Raw genomic sequence first — 19,445 nt, forward strand, 5'->3', positions numbered from 1 at the left:
GCCGTGCAGGGGATTTCCGCCGGGCGGTTCGTCAGCTGCGCTGGAGGAGCCGGGTGACGCCGGCCACGGCGGTGGTGGCGAGGACCCAGCCGGTCAGGACCAGGGCGGTGGCGACCCACTGGCCGGGGCGGTCGGGGTTCCAGCCGGCCTGGCCGAGGTCGATCAGCGGGAGGACCTTGCCGGCTGCGTACAGGGCCGAGTTCCACACCACCTGTTCGTCGGGTTTGATCGGCGCGGGCGGGTGCTCGTGGAAGTAGGCGGTGCCGAGCGCCCAGGCGAGGACCAGCCAGGTGGCGGCCCGGCCGGGGCGGTAGCCGTAGCCGACGGCGGCGTCCTGCAGGTGGCCCCAGAGCCGGCCGGGCAGCGGCAGGGTGGCCCGGCGGCGGCGCTGCTTGGCGAGCAGGACGGTGCGGGCGTCCTCGTCGGCGCCGTCGCGGCGCAGCGCCGCGGCCAGTTGCTCGTAGGCCTCGGGGCGGAACTCGGCGCCGGACTCGACCCAGGCGATGCGGCGGTCCAGCGGGAACGGTTCGGCGGGGCGGAGCGATTCGTAGCTGAAGCCGGTGAGCGAGATGTGCCGGTCGGTGGGCCAGGCGCCGGGGGAGTCGACCAGGTTGCCGATCCGGGCGCGGTTGAGGCTGACGGTGCCGGTGGGCGGGGTTTCGCAGGTGAAGCGGAGTTCGGGGGTCTGGATCCGGTTGAGCGAGAGCTCCTGGCCGGGGCCGAGGTGGAATTCGGCGGCGGTGATCAGGCAGGCGTTGTCGAAGCGGGCGTCGGAGAGCCGGACCCGCCCCCAGGCGCGGAACGGGGTGTGGCGGGTAGCGCGGTATTCGAGGTGGTCGCCGGACTCGCCGTAGCCGGAGCCGTAGACGGTGCGCGAACCGGTCCAGGTGCTGTCGTCGGAGCCGGACAGGTACAGGGTGTGGCCGATGGTGATCCGTGGGGCGTTGAACGCGTTCGGGTTGTCGGGGGCGGAGCGCAGGGCGGCGCCGCGCAGCGAGAGCCGGCCGCCGATCCGGGCCGAGCGCAGGCTGAGCTCGCCGAGCAGTTCGAGGCGCTCCGCCTCGCAGTCCTGGTTGATCGCGATGCCGTCGGCGGACACCGCGCGGCCGTGCGCGTCGGGGCCGATGGTGGTCTGGTTGAGCAGCAGGTCGGTGCCGATCCGGGCGTCGGTGAGGCGGATGCCGCCGGGTATGCCGCAGCGGGCGAGGTGGACGTCGCCCTCGGTGGCGAGCCGGGAGGCCTCCAGCCGGGGGAGGGCGCAGGAGACCAGCCGCAGGGTGCCGGCGGCGGCCTCGGAGATCAGCAGTTTGCGGTCGAAGCGGCACAGCTGGAACTCGACGTAGCAGTCGATCCGGCCGCCGGCCAGGGTGAGGTCGCCGGTGATCCGGGCGCCGGTGAGTTTGAGCGAGGTGACCCGGCCCGGGACGGGTTCGGGGCCGTGCAGCAGCAGCCGGGCGACCACTTCGGCGCGGACGGTGCGTCCGGGCCCCCACTCCTCGGCCGTGAACGGGTCGTCCGGGCCGTGGCTCTCCTGGTCGGGGCGGACGGCCGCGCCGGCGGGGGCGGGCAGGACGAGGTCGGCGGGGCCGTCGACACGCCCGGCGCGCAGGTCGTACACCTCGCCGCGGCGGAAGGCCTCCCACAGGCCGCGTTCGGTGTCGGTCCAGTCGTCCGGTGCCTGGTCCACCGCGCCCCCCGATGATCTTGTAGCCGTCTCACCCTTCGTATCACGGACTGAAATGCCGGGCTGCCGGTTTTCGCCACTCCTTACACTTGGGCCTGTGATCTCTCGAATCGACCTCCGCGGCTCCGACCAGGACCCCCGCGACGTGCTGCCCCGTGCCGAGTTCGACGTGGAGGCCGCCCTTGAGAAGGTGCGGCCGATCGCGGAGGACGTACGCCATCGTGGCGTGGCGGCGTTGATCGAGATCACCGAGCGTTTCGACGGGGTGCGGCTGACGTCCACCCGCGTCCCGGCCGAGCAGATCGCCGAGGCCCTGGAGCAGCTCGACCCGAAGGTGCGCGCCGCGCTGGAGGAGTCGATCCGCCGGGCCCGCGCCGTCCACGCCGACCAGCGACGCACCGGCCGCACCACCCAGGTGGTGCCGGGCGGCACCGTCACCCAGCGCTGGGTGCCGGTGGACCGGGTCGGCCTGTACGTGCCGGGCGGCCTGGCGGTCTACCCGTCCTCCGTTGTGATGAACGTGGTGCCCGCCCAGGAGGCCGGGGTGCGCGGCATCGCCGTCACCTCGCCGCCGCAGAAGGCGTTCGGCGGCCGGGTGCACCCGACCATCCTGGCCGCGTGCGCGCTGCTCGGCGTGGACGAGGTGTACGCGGTGGGCGGCGCCCAGGCGGTGGCGATGTTCGCGCTCGGCACCGAGGAGTGCGCGCCCGTCAACCTGGTCACCGGCCCCGGCAACATCTACGTCGCGGCCGCCAAGCGGCTGTTCGCCGGCCGGATCGGCATCGACTCGGAGGCCGGCCCGACCGAGATCATGGTGCTCGCGGACGACACCGCGGTCGCCGCCGAGGTCGCCGCCGACCTGATCAGCCAGGCCGAGCACGGCCCGACCTCCGGCTCGGTGCTGGTCACCGCCTCGGCGGAGCTGGCCGACGCGGTGGAGGCCGAGCTGAAGACCCAGGTCGCCCGCACCCGGCACTCCGAGCGGGTGGCCGAGGCGCTGGGCGGCCCGCAGTCCGGGATCATCCTGGTCGACGACCTCGCCCAGGGCCTGGCCGTGGTCAACGCGTACGCCGCCGAGCACCTGGAGATCCAGACCGCCGACCCGCACGCCGTCTCCGAGCGGGTGCGCAACGCGGGTGCGATCTTCCTCGGCCGCTTCACCCCGGTCTCGCTGGGCGACTACGCGGCCGGCTCCAACCACGTGCTGCCGACCGGCGGCTGCGCCTGCCACTCCTCGGGCCTGTCCGTGCAGACCTTCCTGCGCGGCGTCCAGGTGGTCGAGTACGACCGCGCGGCGCTGGCCGACATCGCCGCGCACGTGGTCAACCTGTCCGAGGCCGAGGACCTGCCCGGTCACGGGGATGCCGTGAAGGCCCGATTCGAGTGGAGTGTCCCCAGCTCGTGACGAAGATCGACGACCTGCCCGTCCGGGACGAGCTGCGCGGCCAGTCCCCTTACGGCGCACCGCAGTTGGACGTGCCCGTCCAGCTGAACACCAACGAGAACCCGTACCCGCTGCCCGAGCCGCTGGTGGCCCGGATCGCCGAGCGGGTCGCCGACGCCGCCCGGCAGCTCAACCGCTACCCGGACCGGGACGCGGTGGAGCTGCGGGCCGGCCTGGCGGCGTACCTGACCGACACCACCGGCCACCCGGTGACGAAGGACCAGGTGTGGGCCGCCAACGGCTCCAACGAGGTGCTGCAGCAGCTGCTCCAGACCTTCGGCGGTCCCGGCCGCACCGCGATCGGCTTCGAGCCCTCGTACTCGATGCACGCGCTGATCGCCCGCGGCACCGGCACCGCGTGGGTCTCCGGCCCGCGCAACGAGGACTTCACCATCGACGTGGACGCGGCCCGGGCGACGATCGCCGAGCTGCGCCCCGACGTGGTGTTCATCTGCTCGCCGAACAATCCGACCGGTACCGCGGTCGAGGCCGACACGGTGCTCGCGCTGTACGAGGCCGCGCAGGCCGCCAAGCCGAGCATGGTGGTGGTGGACGAGGCGTACGTCGAGTTCTCGCACCGCGCCTCGCTGCTGCCGCTGCTGGCGGGCCGCCCGAACCTGGTGGTCTCGCGCACCATGTCGAAGGCGTTCGGCGCGGCCGGGCTGCGGCTCGGCTACCTGGCGGCCGACCCGGCCGTGGTGGACGCGGTGCAGCTGGTCCGGCTGCCGTACCACCTGTCGGCGGTCACCCAGGCCACCGCGCTGGCCTGCCTGGAGCACACCGGCACGCTGCTCGGCTACGTCGAGCAGCTGAAGTCCGAGCGCGACCGCTTGGTGGTCGCGCTGCGCGAGCTGGGCGTCGAAGTGACCGACTCCGACGCCAACTTCATCCAGTTCGGCCGCTTCGCCGACACCCACGCGGTGTGGCAGGCGATCCTCGACCAGGGCGTGCTGGTCCGCGACAACGGCGTGCCCGGCTGGCTGCGCGTCACCGCCGGCACCCCCGCCGAGAACGACGCCTTCCTGAGCGCCGTGTCCTCCGTGATCAAGGAGCTGTAACCCCGCATGCCCCGTATCGGCCGCGTCGAACGCACCACCAAGGAGACCTCCGTCCTGGTCGAGATCGACCTCGACGGAACCGGCAGGACGGACGTCTCCACGGGCGTCGGTTTCTTCGACCACATGCTCGACCAGCTCGGCCGCCACGGCCTCTTCGACCTCACGGTGAAGACCGAGGGCGACCTCCACATCGACACCCACCACACCATCGAGGACACCGCCCTCGCCCTCGGCGCCGCCTTCAAGCAGGCGCTCGGCGACAAGGTCGGCATCTACCGGTTCGGCAACTGCACCGTCCCGCTGGACGAGTCGCTGGCACAGGTCACGGTCGACCTGTCGGGCCGCCCGTACCTGGTGCACACCGAGCCCGAGGGCATGGCCCCGATGATCGGCGCGTACGACACCACGATGACCCGGCACATCCTGGAGTCCTTCGTCGCACAGGCGCAGGTCGCCCTGCACGTGCACGTCCCGTACGGCCGCAACGCGCACCACATCGTGGAGTGCCAGTTCAAGGCGCTGGCCCGGGCGCTGCGCTACGCCTCCGAGCGCGACCCGCGCGCCGAGGGCATCCTCCCGTCCACGAAGGGCGCCCTCTGATGGCGACGGTCATGATCTTCCTCGGGATCTTCTTCGCCACCGGCGTCTACTCGTTCTGGAAGCAGGACAAGCCGAAGAGCGTGATCCTCGTCCTCGCCTTCGCGTCGGCCATGTGCCTGGCCGGCGGCATCCTGCGCTACTAGGAGTACCGCGACATGAGCAAGAACGTGGTGGTGCTGGACTACGGCTCCGGCAACCTGCGCTCCGCCCAGCGCGCCGTCGAGCGGACCGGCGCCAACGTCACCGTCACCTCGAACTTCCAGGAGGCGATGAACGCCGACGGGCTGCTGGTGCCCGGCGTCGGCGCCTTCGAGGCGTGCATGCGCGGCCTGAAGGCGGTGCGCGGCGAGCAGATCATCGGCCGCCGGCTGGCCGGCGGCCGCCCGGTGCTGGGGATCTGCGTCGGCATGCAGATCCTGTTCGAGCGGGGCGTCGAGCACGGCGTCGAGACCGAGGGCTGCGACGAGTGGCCCGGCGTGGTCGAGCCGCTGGAGGCGCCGGTCGTCCCGCACATGGGCTGGAACACCGTGGACGCCCCCGAGGGCACCCGGATGTTCGCCGGGATGGACGCCGACACCCGGTTCTACTTCGTGCACTCCTACGGCGTGCGGCACTGGCTGCTGGAGACCCACTCGGAGAAGATCCGCGCCCCCAAGGTGGCCTGGACCACCCACGGGCAGCCGTTCGTCGCCGCGGTGGAGAACGGCCCGCTGTGGGCCACCCAGTTCCACCCCGAGAAGTCCGGCGACGCCGGCGCCGCCCTGCTGACCAACTGGGTCGACACCCTCTGACGCCCTCCGACTTGGGAGACCAACGGAACATGACGAACCGCCTCGAACTGCTGCCCGCCGTCGACGTCCGGGACGGCCAGGCCGTCCGCCTGGTCAAGGGCGCCTCCGGCACCGAGACCTCCTTCGGCGAGCCGCTGGCCGCCGCCCTGGCCTGGCAGAACGCCGGCGCCGAGTGGCTGCACCTGGTCGACCTGGACGCCGCGTTCGGCACCGGCAGCAACCGCGACCTGCTCCGCGAGGTCACCGGCCGACTCGACATCAAGGTCGAGCTGTCCGGCGGCATCCGCGACGACGAGTCGCTGGCCGCCGCGCTCGCCACCGGCTGCACCCGGGTCAACCTCGGCACCGCCGCCCTGGAGAGCCCCGAGTGGGTCGCCAAGGTGATCGCCGAGCACGGCGACAAGATCGCCGTCGGCCTGGACGTGGTCGGCACCACCCTGCGCGGCCGCGGCTGGACCCGCGACGGCGGCCAGCTGTTCGACGTCCTGGCCCGCCTGGACTCCGAGGGCTGCGCCCGCTACGTGGTGACCGACGTCAACCGCGACGGCACCCTGACCGGCCCCAACCTGCAGCTGCTGCGCGACGTCTGCGCCGCCACCGACCGACCCGTGGTCGCCTCCGGCGGCGTGTCGTCGCTGGACGACCTGCGCGCGATCGCCACCCTGGTGCCGGAGGGCGTCGAGGGCTCGATCGTCGGCAAGGCCCTCTACGAGCAGAAGTTCACCCTCGAAGAGGCCCTGGAGGCTGTGTCCCGATGACCGACGAAACCCCGGCCGCCGCCCCTCAGCACTCCGAGACGTCCCTCCGGGAGGACGCGTACGGATACTCCCGGGCAGTGGCGGCCGGGGACTTCGTCCTGGTCGCGGGCTGCACCGCCTTCGAGGACGGGGTCGCCCCGGTCGAGGGCGGCCCGTACGAGCAGACGATCGCCGCCTTCAAGGCGGCCTTCGACGCGCTCGACCCCTACGGACTCACCGCCGCCGACGTGGTCCGCACCCGGATGTACCTCAACCACCTCCGGGACCGCGACGAGGCCGGCCGCGCCCACAAGGAACTGTTCGACAAGGTCCGCCCCGTCACCACGATCGTGGTGGTCGAGGGCCTGACCGACTCCCGCATGATGGTCGAGGTCGAGGTGGAGGCCCACCGCCCCGGCCTGGCCCGCACTCTGGAAGGCAAGCAGCCGTGACACTCGCAGTACGCGTCATCCCCTGTCTGGACGTGGACGCCGGACGCGTCGTCAAGGGCGTCAACTTCCAGAACCTGCGCGACGCCGGCGACCCGGTCGAACTCGCCAAGCTCTACGACGCCCAGGGCGCCGACGAGTTGACCTTCCTCGACATCACCGCCTCGTCCGGCTCCCGGGAGACCACCTACGACGTGGTCCGCCGCACCGCCGAGCAGGTGTTCATCCCGCTCACCGTCGGCGGCGGCGTGCGCACCGTCGAGGACGTCGACAAGCTGCTGCGGGCCGGCGCGGACAAGGTCGGCGTCAACACCGCGGCGATCGCCCGCCCCGAGCTGATCCGCGAGATCGCGCAGCGCTTCGGCCGCCAGGTGCTGGTGCTGTCGGTGGACGCCCGGCGCTGCTCCGAGGGCACCCAGACCGCCTCCGGCTTCGAGGTCACCACCCACGGCGGCCGCCGGGGCACCGGCCTGGACGCCGTCGAGTGGGCGGTGCGGGCCGCCGAACTGGGCGCCGGCGAGATCCTGCTGAACTCGATGGACGCCGACGGCACCAAGGACGGCTACGACCTGGAGATGATCGGCGCCGTCCGCAAGGCCGTCTCGCTGCCCGTCATCGCCTCCGGCGGCGCCGGCAAGCTCGCCGACTTCGCGCCCGCCGTCGACGCCGGCGCCGACGCGGTGCTCGCCGCCAGCGTCTTCCACTTCGGCGACCTGACGATCGGCCAGGTCAAGGACGAACTGCGGACCACCGGGCACCCCGTCCGCTGAGCGCGGTGACGCCCCGTCGGTGAACGGCTACCGACGGGGCTCCGGCTCCAGGATCGCGAACTGCGCGCCGAACGGGTCGGCCAGCACCGCGATCCGCCCCACCGTCGGCACCTGCTCCGGCGGCACCACGACGCTCCCGCCGGACGTGCGCACCTGATCGGTGGTCAGCAGCGCGTCCGCCACCGCGAAGTGCGTCAGCCAGCCGACGTTCACCCGCGGGTGCACCCCGGCCACGCCGCCGAACGAGTCCTTGAACGGGTCCTCGCCCTCGGCGGTCGACAGCACCGTGTAGTCCACACCCGGCACGCCGCTGTCCCGGGTCCGCCAGCCGAACAGCGCCCGGTAGAAGCGCAGCGCTTCGGCGGCGTCGGAGGTGTGCAGCTCCGCCCAGCACATCGCCCCGGTCTCCCCGACCGCCTCCAGGCCGCGCGTCCGCCCGGGCTGCCAGACCGCGAAGTTGCCGCCCGTCGGGTCGGTGAACTGCGCGAACCGGCCCTCCGCCGGCACGTCCGACGGCGGCACCCGCACCGTGCCGCCGGCCCGGGTGACGGCCGCCGCGGTGCCGTCCGCGTCCTCGGTGTGGAAGTACACCGTCCAGGCGGGCAGCGCCTCCGCCTCGGTCAGCGGACCGGCCGCGGCGACCGTGCGGCCCTCGTTGCGGAAGAAGCCGTAGCCGCCGGCCGCCGGGCCGCCCGACTCGAAGGTCCAGCCGAACACCGCGCCGTAGAACAGCTCGGACTCGGCGAGGTCGGGGCTGCCGAGGTCGATCCAGTTCGGCGATCCGGTCCGGAAATCGGTGCTGACCATGGGCGCTCCAAGGAGGACGGGGTGGGCGGGCCACCGCCAGGCTGGCAGCTTCGGCCCGGCGGGGCGGGCCGACGCGCCGTCAGTCCTCGGGCAGCGGCAGCACCTCGGCCAGCTCGGCGACCGCCGCCGGCTCGCCCTGCACCGTCACCGCGGCCTTCGCGCCGCGTCCGAACAGGAACAGCACCAGCTCGCCGGGCTCGCCGGTCACCGTCACCACCGGCCGGTCGTGCCGACGGACCGTCACCTCCCGGCCGTCCGGGCGCACCAGCCGCAGTGACACCGGCGGGCGGGTCTCGCCGAACCGGGCCGCCATCGGCACCCGCCGCCACAGCGTCTCCGCCAGCTCGGGCGCCACCGGCTCCGGCTCGAACGGGACCGCCCGGCGGACGTCCTCCGCGTGCACGAAGTACTCCAGCAGGTTCGCCGCCTCGTCCACGCCGGGCAGGTTGAACGGCGACAGCGCGGGCGGGCCCGAGCGGAAGGACTTCACCAGCCGGTCGTACGGGCGCTGGGCGGTGCGGTCCTGCACCCGCCGGGTCCACCCGGCGAGCGGCCGGATCCTGATCCCGGCGGCCGCGTCCGGCCGGCCCTCCCGCACCACGAGGTGCGCCACCAGGTCCCTGGTCAGCCACCCCGCACACAAGGTCGGCCGGTCCGGGCCGGCCGCCGACAACAATCCGGAAAGACGGGCACGCTCGGCCCGCGCAAGGCTCGACATGCCGCACAGCCTACGCAGCGGTCAGGCCTTGAAGGTCAGGGCACAGGTGATGCCGCGCATGCCCTGCTGGTAGAACTCCACCGGCAGGCCGACCGAAGTGCCGTGCCGCGGGCCGCCGGTGGTGCGCGCCAGGGCCTGCCTGGTCGGCTCCTTGCACAGCTCGGTCATGCTGCGGAAGATCGCCGGCAGGTCGGCCAGCCCGTCCGGCAGGTCCGCGTTGGCGATCGACTCGGCGTCGTGCGGCTGGTCGCAGGGAACGGCCGTGGGCTGCTGCACGTTGCTCAGTCGCGGCACCTGGAAGCACGTCCCCGGGGTGAAGTACGGGTACGGAATCTCCTTGGACGGACTCGGTGAAGGTGCCGGGGACGGGCTGTGCGCGGGCGGCGGGGCGGCGACCGGGGGGTGCGGGTCGGGCCACAGCAGTACGGCGGCCACCGCCGCGAGAACGACCGCCACCACCGCGGTCAGGACGGTCTTCTGACGCCCGCTCATGCCAACCCCCTGTTTCCCCCCGCCATTGTGCTGGTCCGCAGGTGGCCGCGTCAGTCCTTTTCGGACATCTGTTTGCGAAGCCTTTGCCCACGGATCAGTAGGATGACCGGCTTGTTGCATAGGTCGCCGAGAGAGGGCAACTGCCATGGGGGACAGCGGGTTTCGGGTGGAACAGGGAGCACTTGACCGATATGTGTCACTGCTCGTGGAACAGTCCGAACAGCTGAGCAGGATCGCGTCGGCCACCGCCGCGATCACCATCTCGTCCGATGCTTTCGGACACCTGCCGAACGCCCAGCACCTGGCGTCGGCGTACCAGGAGCACGCGAGCGCGAACCGGGAGAACATCGGCGCCCTCGGCAGCGCCGTCAGCGGCACCTCCGAGGGGCTGGCGGGCGTCTCGCAGAACTACCAGGACCACGAGCAGTACGTGGTGCGCGTGATGGGCGGTGGCCAGTAATGCGGGGCGGGCGCAGCGGGGGCGGCGGAGGCCGGACCTCCACGGGCGGTTCGAGCAGCCACGGCGGCAGCACCGGCAACCACGGCGGCCAGACCGGCAGCACCGGCAACCACGGCGGCCAGACCGGCAGCACCGGCAACCACGGCGGACAGTCCGGCCCGCCGTCGCAGCCGCACGTGCCGCACCAGCAACAGCCGCACGTCCCGGCACAGCAGCCGCAGCCGCACGTCCCGGCACAGCCGCAGCAGCCCCCGCACAACGGCCAGCAGCAGCCGCCCCACAACGGCCAGCAGCCGCCGCAGCACCCGACCGACGACGGCGGGGACGGCGCGGACGGCGTCGGCCCGATCGACCCGCGGGAGAACTGGTTCAAGGGCAAGCTCAAGGACAGCGCCGGCACCGTCATCGACAGCGTGAGCCAGCGCGCCGGTGACTGGGCGGCCGACAAGCTGTTCGGCCCGAAGGACCCGGAGAACCCCGAGCCGGGCGGCGGCGCCGCGCCGTCGACCGAGCTGGACGGCGCCGGTGAGGGCGGCGGGGACGTCGCGGGTCCCGGCGGCATGCTCGGCCGGGTCGCCGGTCAGGTCGGCGCCGAGGCGGCGGGCGGCGGCTGGGGCGACACCGGCACCGGCCGGATCATGATCGGCCGGGGCTCGCTGCCGCCCGGCCTGTCCCTGGACGGCCCCAGCGACGCCTACGCCTGGGCGCACGCCCGGGTCGAGCAGGCGATGGCGAACCTCGACCCGGCGCAGCACCCCGACCGGGGCGGTCTGGGCGGGATGCTCGACGAGGCGGTCGAGTGGGCGCTGGAGCAGTCCGGCCTGCTGGGGATGCTGGAGAAGGTCACCGGCAACCTGGCCGAGCTGAACGCCGCCGCCGAGGAGTGGCAGGCGCAGGCGCACGCCGTCCAGTCGGTGGCGTCCGAGCTGCGCGGCGGCGCGGTGCCGCTCTCCCAGGGGTGGGCGGGCAGCGCCAGCGACGCGTTCGGCGGCCACATGGGCGAGGTCGCGGACGCGCTCGACCAGACCGCGAAGGGCATGGAGCAGACCGCCCAAATCATCAACTCGGCCGCGCAGGAGTGCGCGATGGCCGAGGGCATGATCATCGAGATCATCAGCGAGGCGATCGAGTCGCTGATCGAGTCGCTGGCCGCCGAGGCGGTGATCGCGGTGGTCACCATGGGCGTCGGCCTGATCGCGGACGCGCTGATCACCGAGGCGCAGATCGCCCGCTTCGTGGCGAAGGTCGCCAAGGTCTCCACCGAGCTGGCGCGCAAGCTGGAGGAGCTGCTGAAGGCGCTCAAGGAGCTGGGCAGCGCCGTGAAGGCCGTCCGCAACCTGGAGGGCATCAGCAAGGCACTGACCAAGGTCAAGGACGTGAAGACGGCGTTCAACGGCCTCCGCGAGCTGGAACAGGGCGAGGGGAAGATCGCCCAGGCCGCCCAGAAGCTCGACGCCAAGGCGAGCGAGTGGGCGGAGGGCAAGCTCCGGGAGGGGCTGGGGATCGAGGACGGCGACCCGGCGCAGCGCGGCGACGGCACGCTCAAGGGCAGCCTGAAGGCGGCCGGGCAGTCCTCCTGGGCGGTCGCCAAGGAGGGCCTGACAAGCGACGTCAACAAAGAGGCGGTCAAGCAGGAGCTCCTGCACGACGCCGGCCTCGCGCACGACCCGGCGCCGTACCGGGTGGACGAGTCGCGGATCGCGACCGCCTTCGGCTGACCGGCCCCGCCGGGGTGGCGGCGGGGCCGACCGGTACGGTCAGCGCCCCGCCGTCGCCGCGCGGAACGCCTCCCGCTCGTCCGAGTCCTGGAAGTCCAGGGCGATCCAGGAGCCGTCCGCGAACAGCAGGTCCTGGCGGGCGGCCCAGACGTCGTTCGGAGTGTCCGGGCGCAGCCACCAGCTGCCGAAGGGCAGTTCGTACAGCGGGACGGCCCGGTAGTGCTGGTTGTGCTGCAGGCTGGTCCAGCGGCTGAGGACCAGCAGCCGGCGGTCCGTCAGCAGCACCGTGAACCAGTCGTGGTCGGCGCGCAGCTTCTCGCCGGGCGTGGTGCGCACGGCCCGCCAGAACTGCCGTGCCGTCGAGCCGTCGCCGCCGCTCAGCGAGCCGCCGTGCAGCGGCCGGCGCAGCGCGCGGTACGCGCGCCGGGTCAGCGACAGGCCGTACGGGCGGCGCAGGTGCAGGTTCGGCACGAAGATCTCGACGAACCAGCGCGGCAGGAAGTACGTCCAGAATCCGCGCCAGAGCGCGGCGAAGAAGTTGTGGATCCAGGCCAGCGGGGCGTAGCTCGCCGCGCGGACGGTGTCCCGGTCCCACCAGAGCGGCGCCAGACGGTCCAGTTTCATCGCCCAGGCGCCGATCATCGGCTCGCCGGGGTGGAGGTGCTCGCCCGCCGTCCGCTGGAGCCGGTAGTCACCGAACGCGGCGGCGGGCAGTGGTTGCGACTGGTACTGGCTCACCTGGCAAATCCCCCAACATGCACAGCAGCTCTGCTTTTTGTCGGGGCTCAAACTACCGGGTCGGGCCACCCGCCCGGGCCGACCCGGGCGCCCTGCGAGAATGGGGGAATGTCGACCAACCCCGCCGCCCCCGGCAGCACCGCCCTGGACCCGGCGATCGCCGCCCGCCTCAAGCGCACCGCGGACGGCCTGCTGCCCGCCGTCGCCCAGCAGTACGACACCGGTGAGGTGCTGATGCTCGGCTGGATGGACGACGAGGCGCTGCACCGCACCCTGACCACCGGCCGCTGCACGTACTGGAGCCGCAGCCGCAACGAGTACTGGGTGAAGGGCGACACCTCGGGCCACTTCCAGCACGTCAAGCACGTCGCACTGGACTGCGACGGCGACACCCTGCTGGTCAAGGTCGACCAGGTCGGCGCGGCCTGCCACACCGGCGACCGGACCTGCTTCGACGCCGACGTGCTGCCGCTGTCCCGCTAGCCTGTCCCTGCTTCGACCGCCCACCTGCCCCTCTCATCCGATCGGTGCCCCATGGAACTTGAGGCTTTCCGCACGCTCGCCGCAGACACCCGGGTCATTCCCGTCACCCGCCGGCTCCTCGCGGACGGCCTCACCCCGATCGGCGTGTACCGCAGCCTGGCGGCCGAACGGCCCGGCACCTTCCTGCTGGAGTCCGCCGAGCAGGGCAGCTGGGCGCGGTACTCGTTCGTCGGGGTGCGCTCCGGCGCCGTCCTGACGGTCGGTCAGGACGGCGGCGCGCGCTGGCTGGGCGAGCCCCCGGTCGGCATCCCGACCACCGGCGACCCGCTGGAGGTGCTGCGCGCCACGCTGGCCGCCCTGCACACCCCCCGGCGCCCCGACGACGGCCTGCCGCCGCTCACCGGCGGCCTGGTCGGCTACCTCGGCTACGACGTGGTCCGCCGCCTGGAGAACCTGCCCGACCTCACCCCGGACGACCTGCAACTCCCCGAGCTGACCCTGCTGCTGGCCACCGACCTGGCGGTGCTCGACCACGCCGACGGCACCGTGCTGCTGATCGCCAACGCCGTCAACCACAACGACCTGGCCACCGGCGTGGACGAGGCGTACGCCGACGCGGTGGCCCGGCTGGACGCGATGGAGGCCGACCTGCGCCGCCCCGTCGACCCGGGCCTCGCCACCTGGACGCCGACCGAGGTGGCGGCGCACTCGCCGTTCGGCGGCGAGCCCTACCGCAAGGCGGTGGAGGTGGTGAAGGAGCGGATCCGGGCCGGCGAGGCGTTCCAGGTGGTGCCCTCGCAGCGCTTCGAGTCCCCGTGCGAGGCGTCCGCGCTGGACGTCTACCGGGTGCTGCGGACCACCAACCCCAGCCCGTACATGTACCTGTTCCGCTTCCCCGGCCCGGACGGCGGCGCGGAGGGCGGTTTCGACGTGGTCGGCTCCAGCCCGGAGGCGCTGGTCAAGGTCGCCGAGGGCGAGGCGATGGTGCACCCGATCGCCGGCACCCGGCACCGCGGCGCCACCGCGCTGGAGGACGCCGAGCTGGCCGCCGAGCTGCTCGCCGACCCGAAGGAGCGGGCCGAGCACCTGATGCTGGTCGACCTGGGCCGCAACGACCTGGGCCGGGTCTGCGCGCCGGGCTCGGTCGAGGTGGTGGAGTTCATGACGATCGAGCGCTACAGCCACGTCATGCACATCGTCTCGACCGTCACCGGCAAGGTCGCCGAGGACCGCAGCGCGCTCGACGTGCTCACCGCCTGCTTCCCGGCCGGCACGCTGTCCGGCGCGCCCAAGCCCCGCGCCATGCAGATCATCGAGGAGCTGGAGCCGACCCGCCGCGGCCTGTACGGCGGCTGCGTCGGCTACCTGGACTTCGCCGGCGACTCGGACACCGCGATCGCGATCCGCACCGCGGTGATCCGCGGCGGCACCGCGTACGTCCAGGCCGGGGCGGGCGTGGTCGCCGACTCCGACCCGCACGCCGAGGACACCGAGTGCCGCAACAAGGCCACCGCGGTGTTGCGGGCGGTCGCCGCCGCCAACACCCTGCGCTGACCGAACCCGCGGCGGGGCGCCGGCGTGCGGTCGCGGGCTGTGTCAGTTGGTGGTGGCCGGGCGGTGGTGAGGGGCGGTGGCGAGCTGCGGCGTGCGGTCGGGGACACTGGACGGGTGAGTGAGACCCCCGCTGCCCCCAAGTCCCGAGGCACCCTCGCGCTGATGCTGCTGCTGACCGCGCTCGGCGCCACGCTGGTGCTGACCGCCGTCGGCCGCACCTGGGCGGAGGGGGTGGCGCCCGGCACGGCCGGCGGCCGGATCGAGATCGCCGCCTCGGGCAGCAAGCTGACCGGCCTGCCGACCGGCATGGCGCTGGTGGCGATGGCCGCCGCCGTCGCGGTGTTCGCGGTGCGCGGCCGGGCCCGGATGCTGGTCGGCCTGCTGACGGTGCTGGCGGGCGTCGGCGCGGTCGCCGGGGCGGTCATCGGCCGCACCGACACCGCGGGCCTGCACGACCTGGCCGCCGCGCAGCTCGGACTGACCAGCGCGCACGCCGAGGGGATCACCCGCACCGGCTGGCCGTGGGTGGCGCTGGCGGGCGGGCTGCTGCTGCTCCTGGCCGGCGCCGTGACGGTCCGCTTCGGCCGGAACTGGCCCGCCATGGGCTCCCGTTACGAGGCGCCGACCGCCCGGCGGGCGCCCCGCCCGGCCGGGGACAGCCCCGCTGACCTGTGGAAGGCCCTGGACCGCGGCGAGGACCCCACCGGCTGAGTGTGCTCGGCACCACTGCGGCCCCCGCTTGGGGACGCCGTGTTCGGCCCGGCACAATGGGGGTGTCAACCCGTCGAGCGCCGCCCAGGATCGCCCGACCGGGGCCCCGGATAACAAGGAGCAGCATCAAGATGGCTTCAGCAGCGCACGGCCACACTCCCGCCGCGTGGACCGGCGTGGTCATTTCCTTCGTCGGTTTCTGCGTGGCCGGCGTGGCCATGATCATGCCGAACGTCGTGCTGACCATTGCGGGCCTCGCCGTGGTCCTGATCGGCGGTGTCGTCGGCAAGGCGATGTCGATGGCGGGCATGGGCAAGCAGCCCAGCAAGAACTACGCGCCGGCGTCCGCCGAGGAGCGCAGCGCGGTCACCGCGGCCTGACCGCGGGACACGGTACGAACGGCGGGCCGCGCGCCCGCCGTTCGGCGTTTTCCGGGGAGTTTTCCGTACCGGCCCGGGCACAATCGTGCCCGTGAACGCTCCCCCCGCCCCCGTCGCCGGCTCGGCCCCGCGCCGCCTGGTCCGCCCGCTGGCCGCGCTGGTCTCGGTGGCGATGCCCACCGCGTTCGTCGCCGCGGTCGACCCGAACACGCCCGGCCACTACCCGGTGTGCCCGGTGCTGCAGGCGACCGGCTGGTGGTGCCCCGGCTGCGGCGGCCTGCGCTGCGTGCACGCGCTGACCAGGGGCGACCTGCTGACCGCCGGCCACGACAACCTGCTGGTGACGCTGCTGGCGCTGACCGCCCTGGTGCTGTGGGTGCGCTGGACGGTGCGGGCGGTGCGCGGCCGCCCCGCCGGCTTCCGACTGACCGGCCGGCAGGCGGTGCTGCTGATGCTGGTCCTGGCGCTGTTCGCGGTGGTGCGCAACCTGCCGATCGGCGCCGGACTCGCGCCCCCGGCGGTCTAGAACCCCATCGACTCGCGCCCCCGGCGGTCCGGAACAGGCCTCGGGACGGGCCCTGAACGCGCGCCCGGCGGTCCGCCGATCGAGACGCGCGCCGGACGGATGCGGAGTGCGCCCCCCGGGCCCGATACCATCGAAAGGCCGGGGCCGTGCACCTGTGTCCCCGGCCACACCAGCGAAACATGATGGGGGCGCACGCGTGACTGTGCTCGACGAGATCATCGACGGGGTCCGGCAGGACCTCGCCGAGCGACAGGCCCGGACCTCCCTGGACGAGCTCAAGGAGCTCGCCGCGAAGGCGCCCGAGGCGAAGGACGGCGTGGCCGCGCTGCGCGGCGACGGCGTCCGGGTGATCTGCGAGGTCAAGCGCTCCAGCCCGTCCAAGGGCGCACTCGCGGCGATCGCCGACCCGGCCGCGCTGGCGGTCGACTACGCGGCCGGCGGGGCCGCCGCGATCAGCGTGCTCACCGAGCAGCGCCGCTTCGGCGGCTCGCTGGCCGACCTGGACGCGGTGCGCGCCGCGGTCGAGACCCCGATCCTGCGCAAGGACTTCATCGTCACCGCCTACCAGCTGTGGGAGGCCCGCGCGCACGGCGCGGACCTGGCGCTGCTGATCGTCGCCGCGCTGGAGCAGCCGGCACTGGTCTCGCTGATCGAGCGGGCCGAGTCGATCGGGCTGACCCCGCTGGTCGAGGTGCACGACGAGGAGGAGATCGCCCGCGCGGTGGACGCCGGCGCGAAGATCATCGGCGTCAACGCCCGCAACCTGAAGACCCTCCAGGTCGACCGGAACACCTTCGGCAACGTGGTGGACGCCATCCCGGCGCACATCGTCAAGGTCGCCGAGTCCGGGGTGCGCGGCCCGCACGACCTGATCACCTACGCCAACCAGGGCGCCGACGCGGTGCTGGTCGGCGAGTCCCTGGTGACCGGCCGCGACCCGCGCACCGCGGTCGCCGACCTGGTCGCCGCCGGCGCCCACCCGGCGCTGCGCAACAACGGGCGGGGCTGACCCACCGCCATGTCGATCGCAACCCGTCTCGCCCCCGGCTGCCGCCCGCGCGGCTGCCGCGCGCCCGCACGCCGGGTGCTGGGGCGGCGGGTGCGCTACGTGATCGGCTGCGAGCCCGGGCAGGTCCCCGGACGTCGATGGCGCGGAACCCGCGGCTGACCCTTCGCCGCCCGTTCCACTTTTCACGCCGTCACTTCCACTTCGAGGACGAGTCATGTCCGAGCTCAACCTTCCGGGTACCCAGGTCCCGGACAGCCGCGGTTACTTCGGCGCCTACGGCGGCCGCTTCATCCCGGAGGCGCTGGTCGCCGCCGTCGAGCAGGTCGCGGAGGAGTACGAGAAGGCCAAGGCCGACCCGGCGTTCGCCGCCGAACTCGACGCCCTGCTGAAGGACTACACCGGCCGGCCCAGCCCGCTGACCGACGTCCACCGGTTCTCCGCCGAGGCCGGCGGGGCGCGGGTCCTGCTCAAGCGCGAGGACCTGAACCACACCGGCTCGCACAAGATCAACAACGTGCTGGGCCAGGCGCTGCTGACCCGCCGGATGGGCAAGACCCGGATCATCGCCGAGACCGGCGCCGGCCAGCACGGCGTGGCCACCGCCACCGCCTGCGCGCTGTTCGGCTTCGACTGCACCATCTACATGGGCGAGGTCGACACCCAGCGGCAGGCCCTGAACGTCGCCCGGATGCGGATGCTGGGCGCCGAGGTGATCCCGGTGAAGTCCGGCAGCCGCACCCTGAAGGACGCCATCAACGAGGCGTTCCGCGACTGGGTCGCCAACGTCGACTCCACCCACTACCTGTTCGGCACCGTCGCCGGCCCGCACCCGTTCCCGATGATGGTGCGCGACTTCCACCGGGTCATCGGCATCGAGGCCCGGCAGCAGGTGCTCGACCGCACCGGGCGGCTGCCCGACGCGGTGGTCGCCTGCGTCGGCGGCGGCTCCAACGCGATGGGCATCTTCCACGAGTTCATCCCGGACGCGGGCGTGCGTTTGATCGGCTGCGAGGCGGCCGGCGACGGCGCCGACACCCCGAAGCACGCCGCCACCCTGACCAAGGGCGACCCGGGCGTGCTGCACGGCTCGCGCACCTACGTGCTGCAGGACGAGGACGGCCAGACCATCGAGTCGCACTCGATCTCGGCCGGCCTGGACTACCCGGGCGTCGGCCCCGAGCACGCCTGGCTGAAGGACACCGGCCGGGCCGAGTACCGCCCGGTCACCGACCGCGCCGCGATGGAGGCGCTGCGGCTGCTGTCCCGCACCGAGGGCATCATCCCGGCCATCGAGTCCGCGCACGCCCTGGCCGGCGCGCTCGAACTCGGCCGCGAGCTCGGCCCGGAGGCGACCATCCTGGTCTCGCTGTCCGGCCGTGGCGACAAGGACATGCACACCGCCGCCGAGTACTTCGGCCTCTACGACGACGCCGAGGGGACCAACTGACCATGGCCGACACCAAGCTCACCACCGCCCTCGCCGCCGCCAAGGCCGAGGGCCGGGCCGCCCTGATCGGCTACCTGCCGGCCGGCTTCCCGACCGTCGACGGCGGCATCGCCGCGATCAACGCGCTGATCGAGGGCGGCTGCGACGTCGTCGAGGTCGGCCTGCCGCACTCCGACCCGGTGCTGGACGGCGCGGTCATCCAGACCGCCGACGACATCGCGCTGCGCGGCGGCGTGAAGATCAAGGACGTGCTGCGCACCGTCGCCGAGGTCGCCGCCGCCCACCCGGCCGTGCCGGTGCTGGTGATGACGTACTGGAACCCGGTGGACCGCTACGGCGTCGCCCGGTTCGCCGCCGACCTGGCCGCGGCCGGGGGAGCGGGCTGCATCCTGCCCGACCTGCCGGTCGAGGAGTCGGTGGAGTGGCGCAAGGCCGCCGGGGAGCACGGCCTGGACACCGTGTTCGTGGTCGCCCCGTCCTCCAAGGACGCCCGCCTGGCCGAGGTCACCGCGGCCGGCTCCGGCTTCGTCTACGCCGCCGCCGTGATGGGTGTCACCGGCACCCGCTCCGCGGTCGGCAACCTGGCCGAGGACCTGGTGGCCCGGACCCGCGCCACCACGGCGCTGCCGGTCTGCGTCGGCCTGGGCGTCTCCAACGCCGACCAGGCCGCCGAGGTCGCCGCCTTCGCGGACGGCGTGATCGTCGGCTCCGCGTTCGTGAAGCGCCTGCTGGACGCGGCCGATCCGGCGGCCGGCACGGCCGCCGTCCGGGCGCTGGCCGCGGACCTGGCGACGGGTGTGCGCCGCAAGTAGCGCCCGAAGCCGAGGGCCCGGAGCCGTCCGGGGAGCAACAGCCGCTCCCCGGGCGGC

General features: G+C 73.4%; 24 protein-coding genes. 19 read left to right on the top strand and 5 right to left on the bottom strand.

The annotated features are described in order from the left end of the window. Positions 1-31: 31 nt before the first annotated feature. Positions 32-1,687, bottom strand: coding sequence for an oxidoreductase (locus ACI1MP_RS27585; RefSeq protein WP_380340038.1), 1,656 nt, complete (start codon positions 1,685-1,687; stop codon positions 32-34). Between the two features lie 94 nt (positions 1,688-1,781). Between ACI1MP_RS27585 and hisD the strand changes: the two genes are divergently transcribed. The 8 genes from hisD to hisF are packed head-to-tail and all read left to right on the top strand — an operon-like array spanning position 1,782 to position 7,533. Next, positions 1,782-3,089 (top strand): histidinol dehydrogenase, encoded by a 1,308-nt coding sequence (hisD, locus tag ACI1MP_RS27590; protein ID WP_404869707.1) that lies wholly within the window; start codon positions 1,782-1,784, stop codon positions 3,087-3,089. Next, positions 3,086-4,186 carry a histidinol-phosphate transaminase gene (locus tag ACI1MP_RS27595; protein WP_404869708.1) on the top strand — a complete coding sequence of 367 codons (1,101 nt, stop codon included), beginning with the start codon at positions 3,086-3,088 and terminating at the stop codon, positions 4,184-4,186. The genes hisD and ACI1MP_RS27595 overlap by 4 nt, the downstream gene beginning before the upstream one ends. A 6-nt stretch (positions 4,187-4,192) precedes the next feature. Next, a complete protein-coding gene (gene hisB, locus ACI1MP_RS27600) occupies positions 4,193-4,786 on the top strand; it encodes an imidazoleglycerol-phosphate dehydratase HisB (protein ID WP_100586992.1) in 594 nt (197 codons plus the stop codon). Further along, the gene (locus ACI1MP_RS27605; protein ID WP_043913442.1) at positions 4,786-4,929 is read left to right on the top strand and encodes a hypothetical protein; all 144 of its coding nucleotides are present in this window, start codon (positions 4,786-4,788) and stop codon (positions 4,927-4,929) included. Before hisB ends, ACI1MP_RS27605 begins: the two co-directional genes overlap by 1 nt. A gap of 12 nt (positions 4,930-4,941) precedes the next feature. Further along, positions 4,942-5,577: an imidazole glycerol phosphate synthase subunit HisH gene (gene hisH, locus ACI1MP_RS27610; RefSeq protein ID WP_043913441.1), complete on the top strand. Its 636-nt coding sequence runs from the start codon at positions 4,942-4,944 to the stop codon at positions 5,575-5,577. A 29-nt stretch (positions 5,578-5,606) separates the two neighbouring features. After that, positions 5,607-6,335 carry a bifunctional 1-(5-phosphoribosyl)-5-((5-phosphoribosylamino)methylideneamino)imidazole-4-carboxamide isomerase/phosphoribosylanthranilate isomerase PriA gene (gene priA, locus ACI1MP_RS27615; protein WP_035861549.1) on the top strand — a complete coding sequence of 243 codons (729 nt, stop codon included), beginning with the start codon at positions 5,607-5,609 and terminating at the stop codon, positions 6,333-6,335. Continuing rightward, positions 6,332-6,766, top strand: a complete 435-nt coding sequence (locus tag ACI1MP_RS27620; protein WP_100586990.1) for a Rid family hydrolase — start codon at positions 6,332-6,334, stop codon at positions 6,764-6,766. Before priA ends, ACI1MP_RS27620 begins: the two co-directional genes overlap by 4 nt. Then, the gene (gene hisF / locus ACI1MP_RS27625) at positions 6,763-7,533 is read left to right on the top strand and encodes an imidazole glycerol phosphate synthase subunit HisF (RefSeq protein ID WP_100586989.1); all 771 of its coding nucleotides are present in this window, start codon (positions 6,763-6,765) and stop codon (positions 7,531-7,533) included. Before ACI1MP_RS27620 ends, hisF begins: the two co-directional genes overlap by 4 nt. Positions 7,534-7,560: 27 nt before the next feature. On the opposite strand, the gene ACI1MP_RS27630 is transcribed toward hisF, so the two are convergent. From ACI1MP_RS27630 to ACI1MP_RS27640, 3 genes are all read right to left on the bottom strand, one after another. Next, positions 7,561-8,340 carry a VOC family protein gene (locus tag ACI1MP_RS27630; protein WP_380340027.1) on the bottom strand — a complete coding sequence of 260 codons (780 nt, stop codon included), beginning with the start codon at positions 8,338-8,340 and terminating at the stop codon, positions 7,561-7,563. A gap of 79 nt (positions 8,341-8,419) precedes the next feature. After that, positions 8,420-9,058, bottom strand: a complete 639-nt coding sequence (locus ACI1MP_RS27635) for a TIGR03085 family metal-binding protein (protein ID WP_380340024.1) — start codon at positions 9,056-9,058, stop codon at positions 8,420-8,422. A gap of 21 nt (positions 9,059-9,079) precedes the next feature. Continuing rightward, positions 9,080-9,550 (bottom strand): septum formation family protein, encoded by a 471-nt coding sequence (locus ACI1MP_RS27640; RefSeq protein ID WP_380340021.1) that lies wholly within the window; start codon positions 9,548-9,550, stop codon positions 9,080-9,082. Between the two features lie 193 nt (positions 9,551-9,743). On the opposite strand from ACI1MP_RS27640, the gene ACI1MP_RS27645 reads away from it, so the two are divergent. After that, a complete protein-coding gene (locus ACI1MP_RS27645) occupies positions 9,744-10,010 on the top strand; it encodes a hypothetical protein (RefSeq protein ID WP_043913429.1) in 267 nt (88 codons plus the stop codon). Further along, the gene (locus tag ACI1MP_RS27650; protein WP_404869709.1) at positions 10,010-11,728 is read left to right on the top strand and encodes a WXG100 family type VII secretion target; all 1,719 of its coding nucleotides are present in this window, start codon (positions 10,010-10,012) and stop codon (positions 11,726-11,728) included. Before ACI1MP_RS27645 ends, ACI1MP_RS27650 begins: the two co-directional genes overlap by 1 nt. Before the next feature lie 39 nt (positions 11,729-11,767). On the opposite strand, the gene ACI1MP_RS27655 is transcribed toward ACI1MP_RS27650, so the two are convergent. Further along, positions 11,768-12,466: a hypothetical protein gene (locus ACI1MP_RS27655; RefSeq protein WP_380340015.1), complete on the bottom strand. Its 699-nt coding sequence runs from the start codon at positions 12,464-12,466 to the stop codon at positions 11,768-11,770. Positions 12,467-12,574: 108 nt separating this feature from the next. Here ACI1MP_RS27655 and hisI point away from each other — a divergent pair, with 108 nt between their 5' ends. From hisI to trpA, 9 genes are all read left to right on the top strand, one after another. Beyond that, the gene (gene hisI / locus ACI1MP_RS27660; protein ID WP_100586982.1) at positions 12,575-12,949 is read left to right on the top strand and encodes a phosphoribosyl-AMP cyclohydrolase; all 375 of its coding nucleotides are present in this window, start codon (positions 12,575-12,577) and stop codon (positions 12,947-12,949) included. A 51-nt stretch (positions 12,950-13,000) separates the two neighbouring features. Continuing rightward, positions 13,001-14,503, top strand: coding sequence for an anthranilate synthase component I (locus tag ACI1MP_RS27665; protein WP_100586981.1), 1,503 nt, complete (start codon positions 13,001-13,003; stop codon positions 14,501-14,503). A gap of 162 nt (positions 14,504-14,665) precedes the next feature. After that, positions 14,666-15,214 (top strand): TIGR02234 family membrane protein, encoded by a 549-nt coding sequence (locus ACI1MP_RS27670; protein ID WP_388000386.1) that lies wholly within the window; start codon positions 14,666-14,668, stop codon positions 15,212-15,214. 131 nt (positions 15,215-15,345) lie between these two features. Beyond that, complete coding sequence (locus tag ACI1MP_RS27675; protein WP_100586979.1) at positions 15,346-15,594, top strand: HGxxPAAW family protein; 249 nt, start codon at positions 15,346-15,348, stop codon at positions 15,592-15,594. A 91-nt stretch (positions 15,595-15,685) separates the two neighbouring features. Continuing rightward, the gene (locus tag ACI1MP_RS27680) at positions 15,686-16,120 is read left to right on the top strand and encodes a DUF2752 domain-containing protein (RefSeq protein ID WP_380340011.1); all 435 of its coding nucleotides are present in this window, start codon (positions 15,686-15,688) and stop codon (positions 16,118-16,120) included. Positions 16,121-16,316: 196 nt separating this feature from the next. After that, positions 16,317-17,129 carry an indole-3-glycerol phosphate synthase TrpC gene (gene trpC / locus ACI1MP_RS27685; protein WP_043913417.1) on the top strand — a complete coding sequence of 271 codons (813 nt, stop codon included), beginning with the start codon at positions 16,317-16,319 and terminating at the stop codon, positions 17,127-17,129. 9 nt (positions 17,130-17,138) lie between these two features. Further along, entirely contained in the window at positions 17,139-17,288 is a 150-nt protein-coding gene (gene trpM, locus ACI1MP_RS27690) for a tryptophan biosynthesis modulator TrpM (protein WP_167349402.1), read from the top strand. Between the two features lie 55 nt (positions 17,289-17,343). Beyond that, positions 17,344-18,576, top strand: a complete 1,233-nt coding sequence (trpB, locus tag ACI1MP_RS27695; protein WP_100586977.1) for a tryptophan synthase subunit beta — start codon at positions 17,344-17,346, stop codon at positions 18,574-18,576. 2 nt (positions 18,577-18,578) lie between these two features. After that, complete coding sequence (trpA, locus tag ACI1MP_RS27700; protein WP_380340006.1) at positions 18,579-19,388, top strand: tryptophan synthase subunit alpha; 810 nt, start codon at positions 18,579-18,581, stop codon at positions 19,386-19,388. Positions 19,389-19,445: the final 57 nt, after the last annotated feature.

Source organism: Kitasatospora griseola (assembly GCF_044999035.1).
Taxonomy (GTDB): Bacteria; Actinomycetota; Actinomycetes; order Streptomycetales; family Streptomycetaceae; genus Kitasatospora; species Kitasatospora griseola.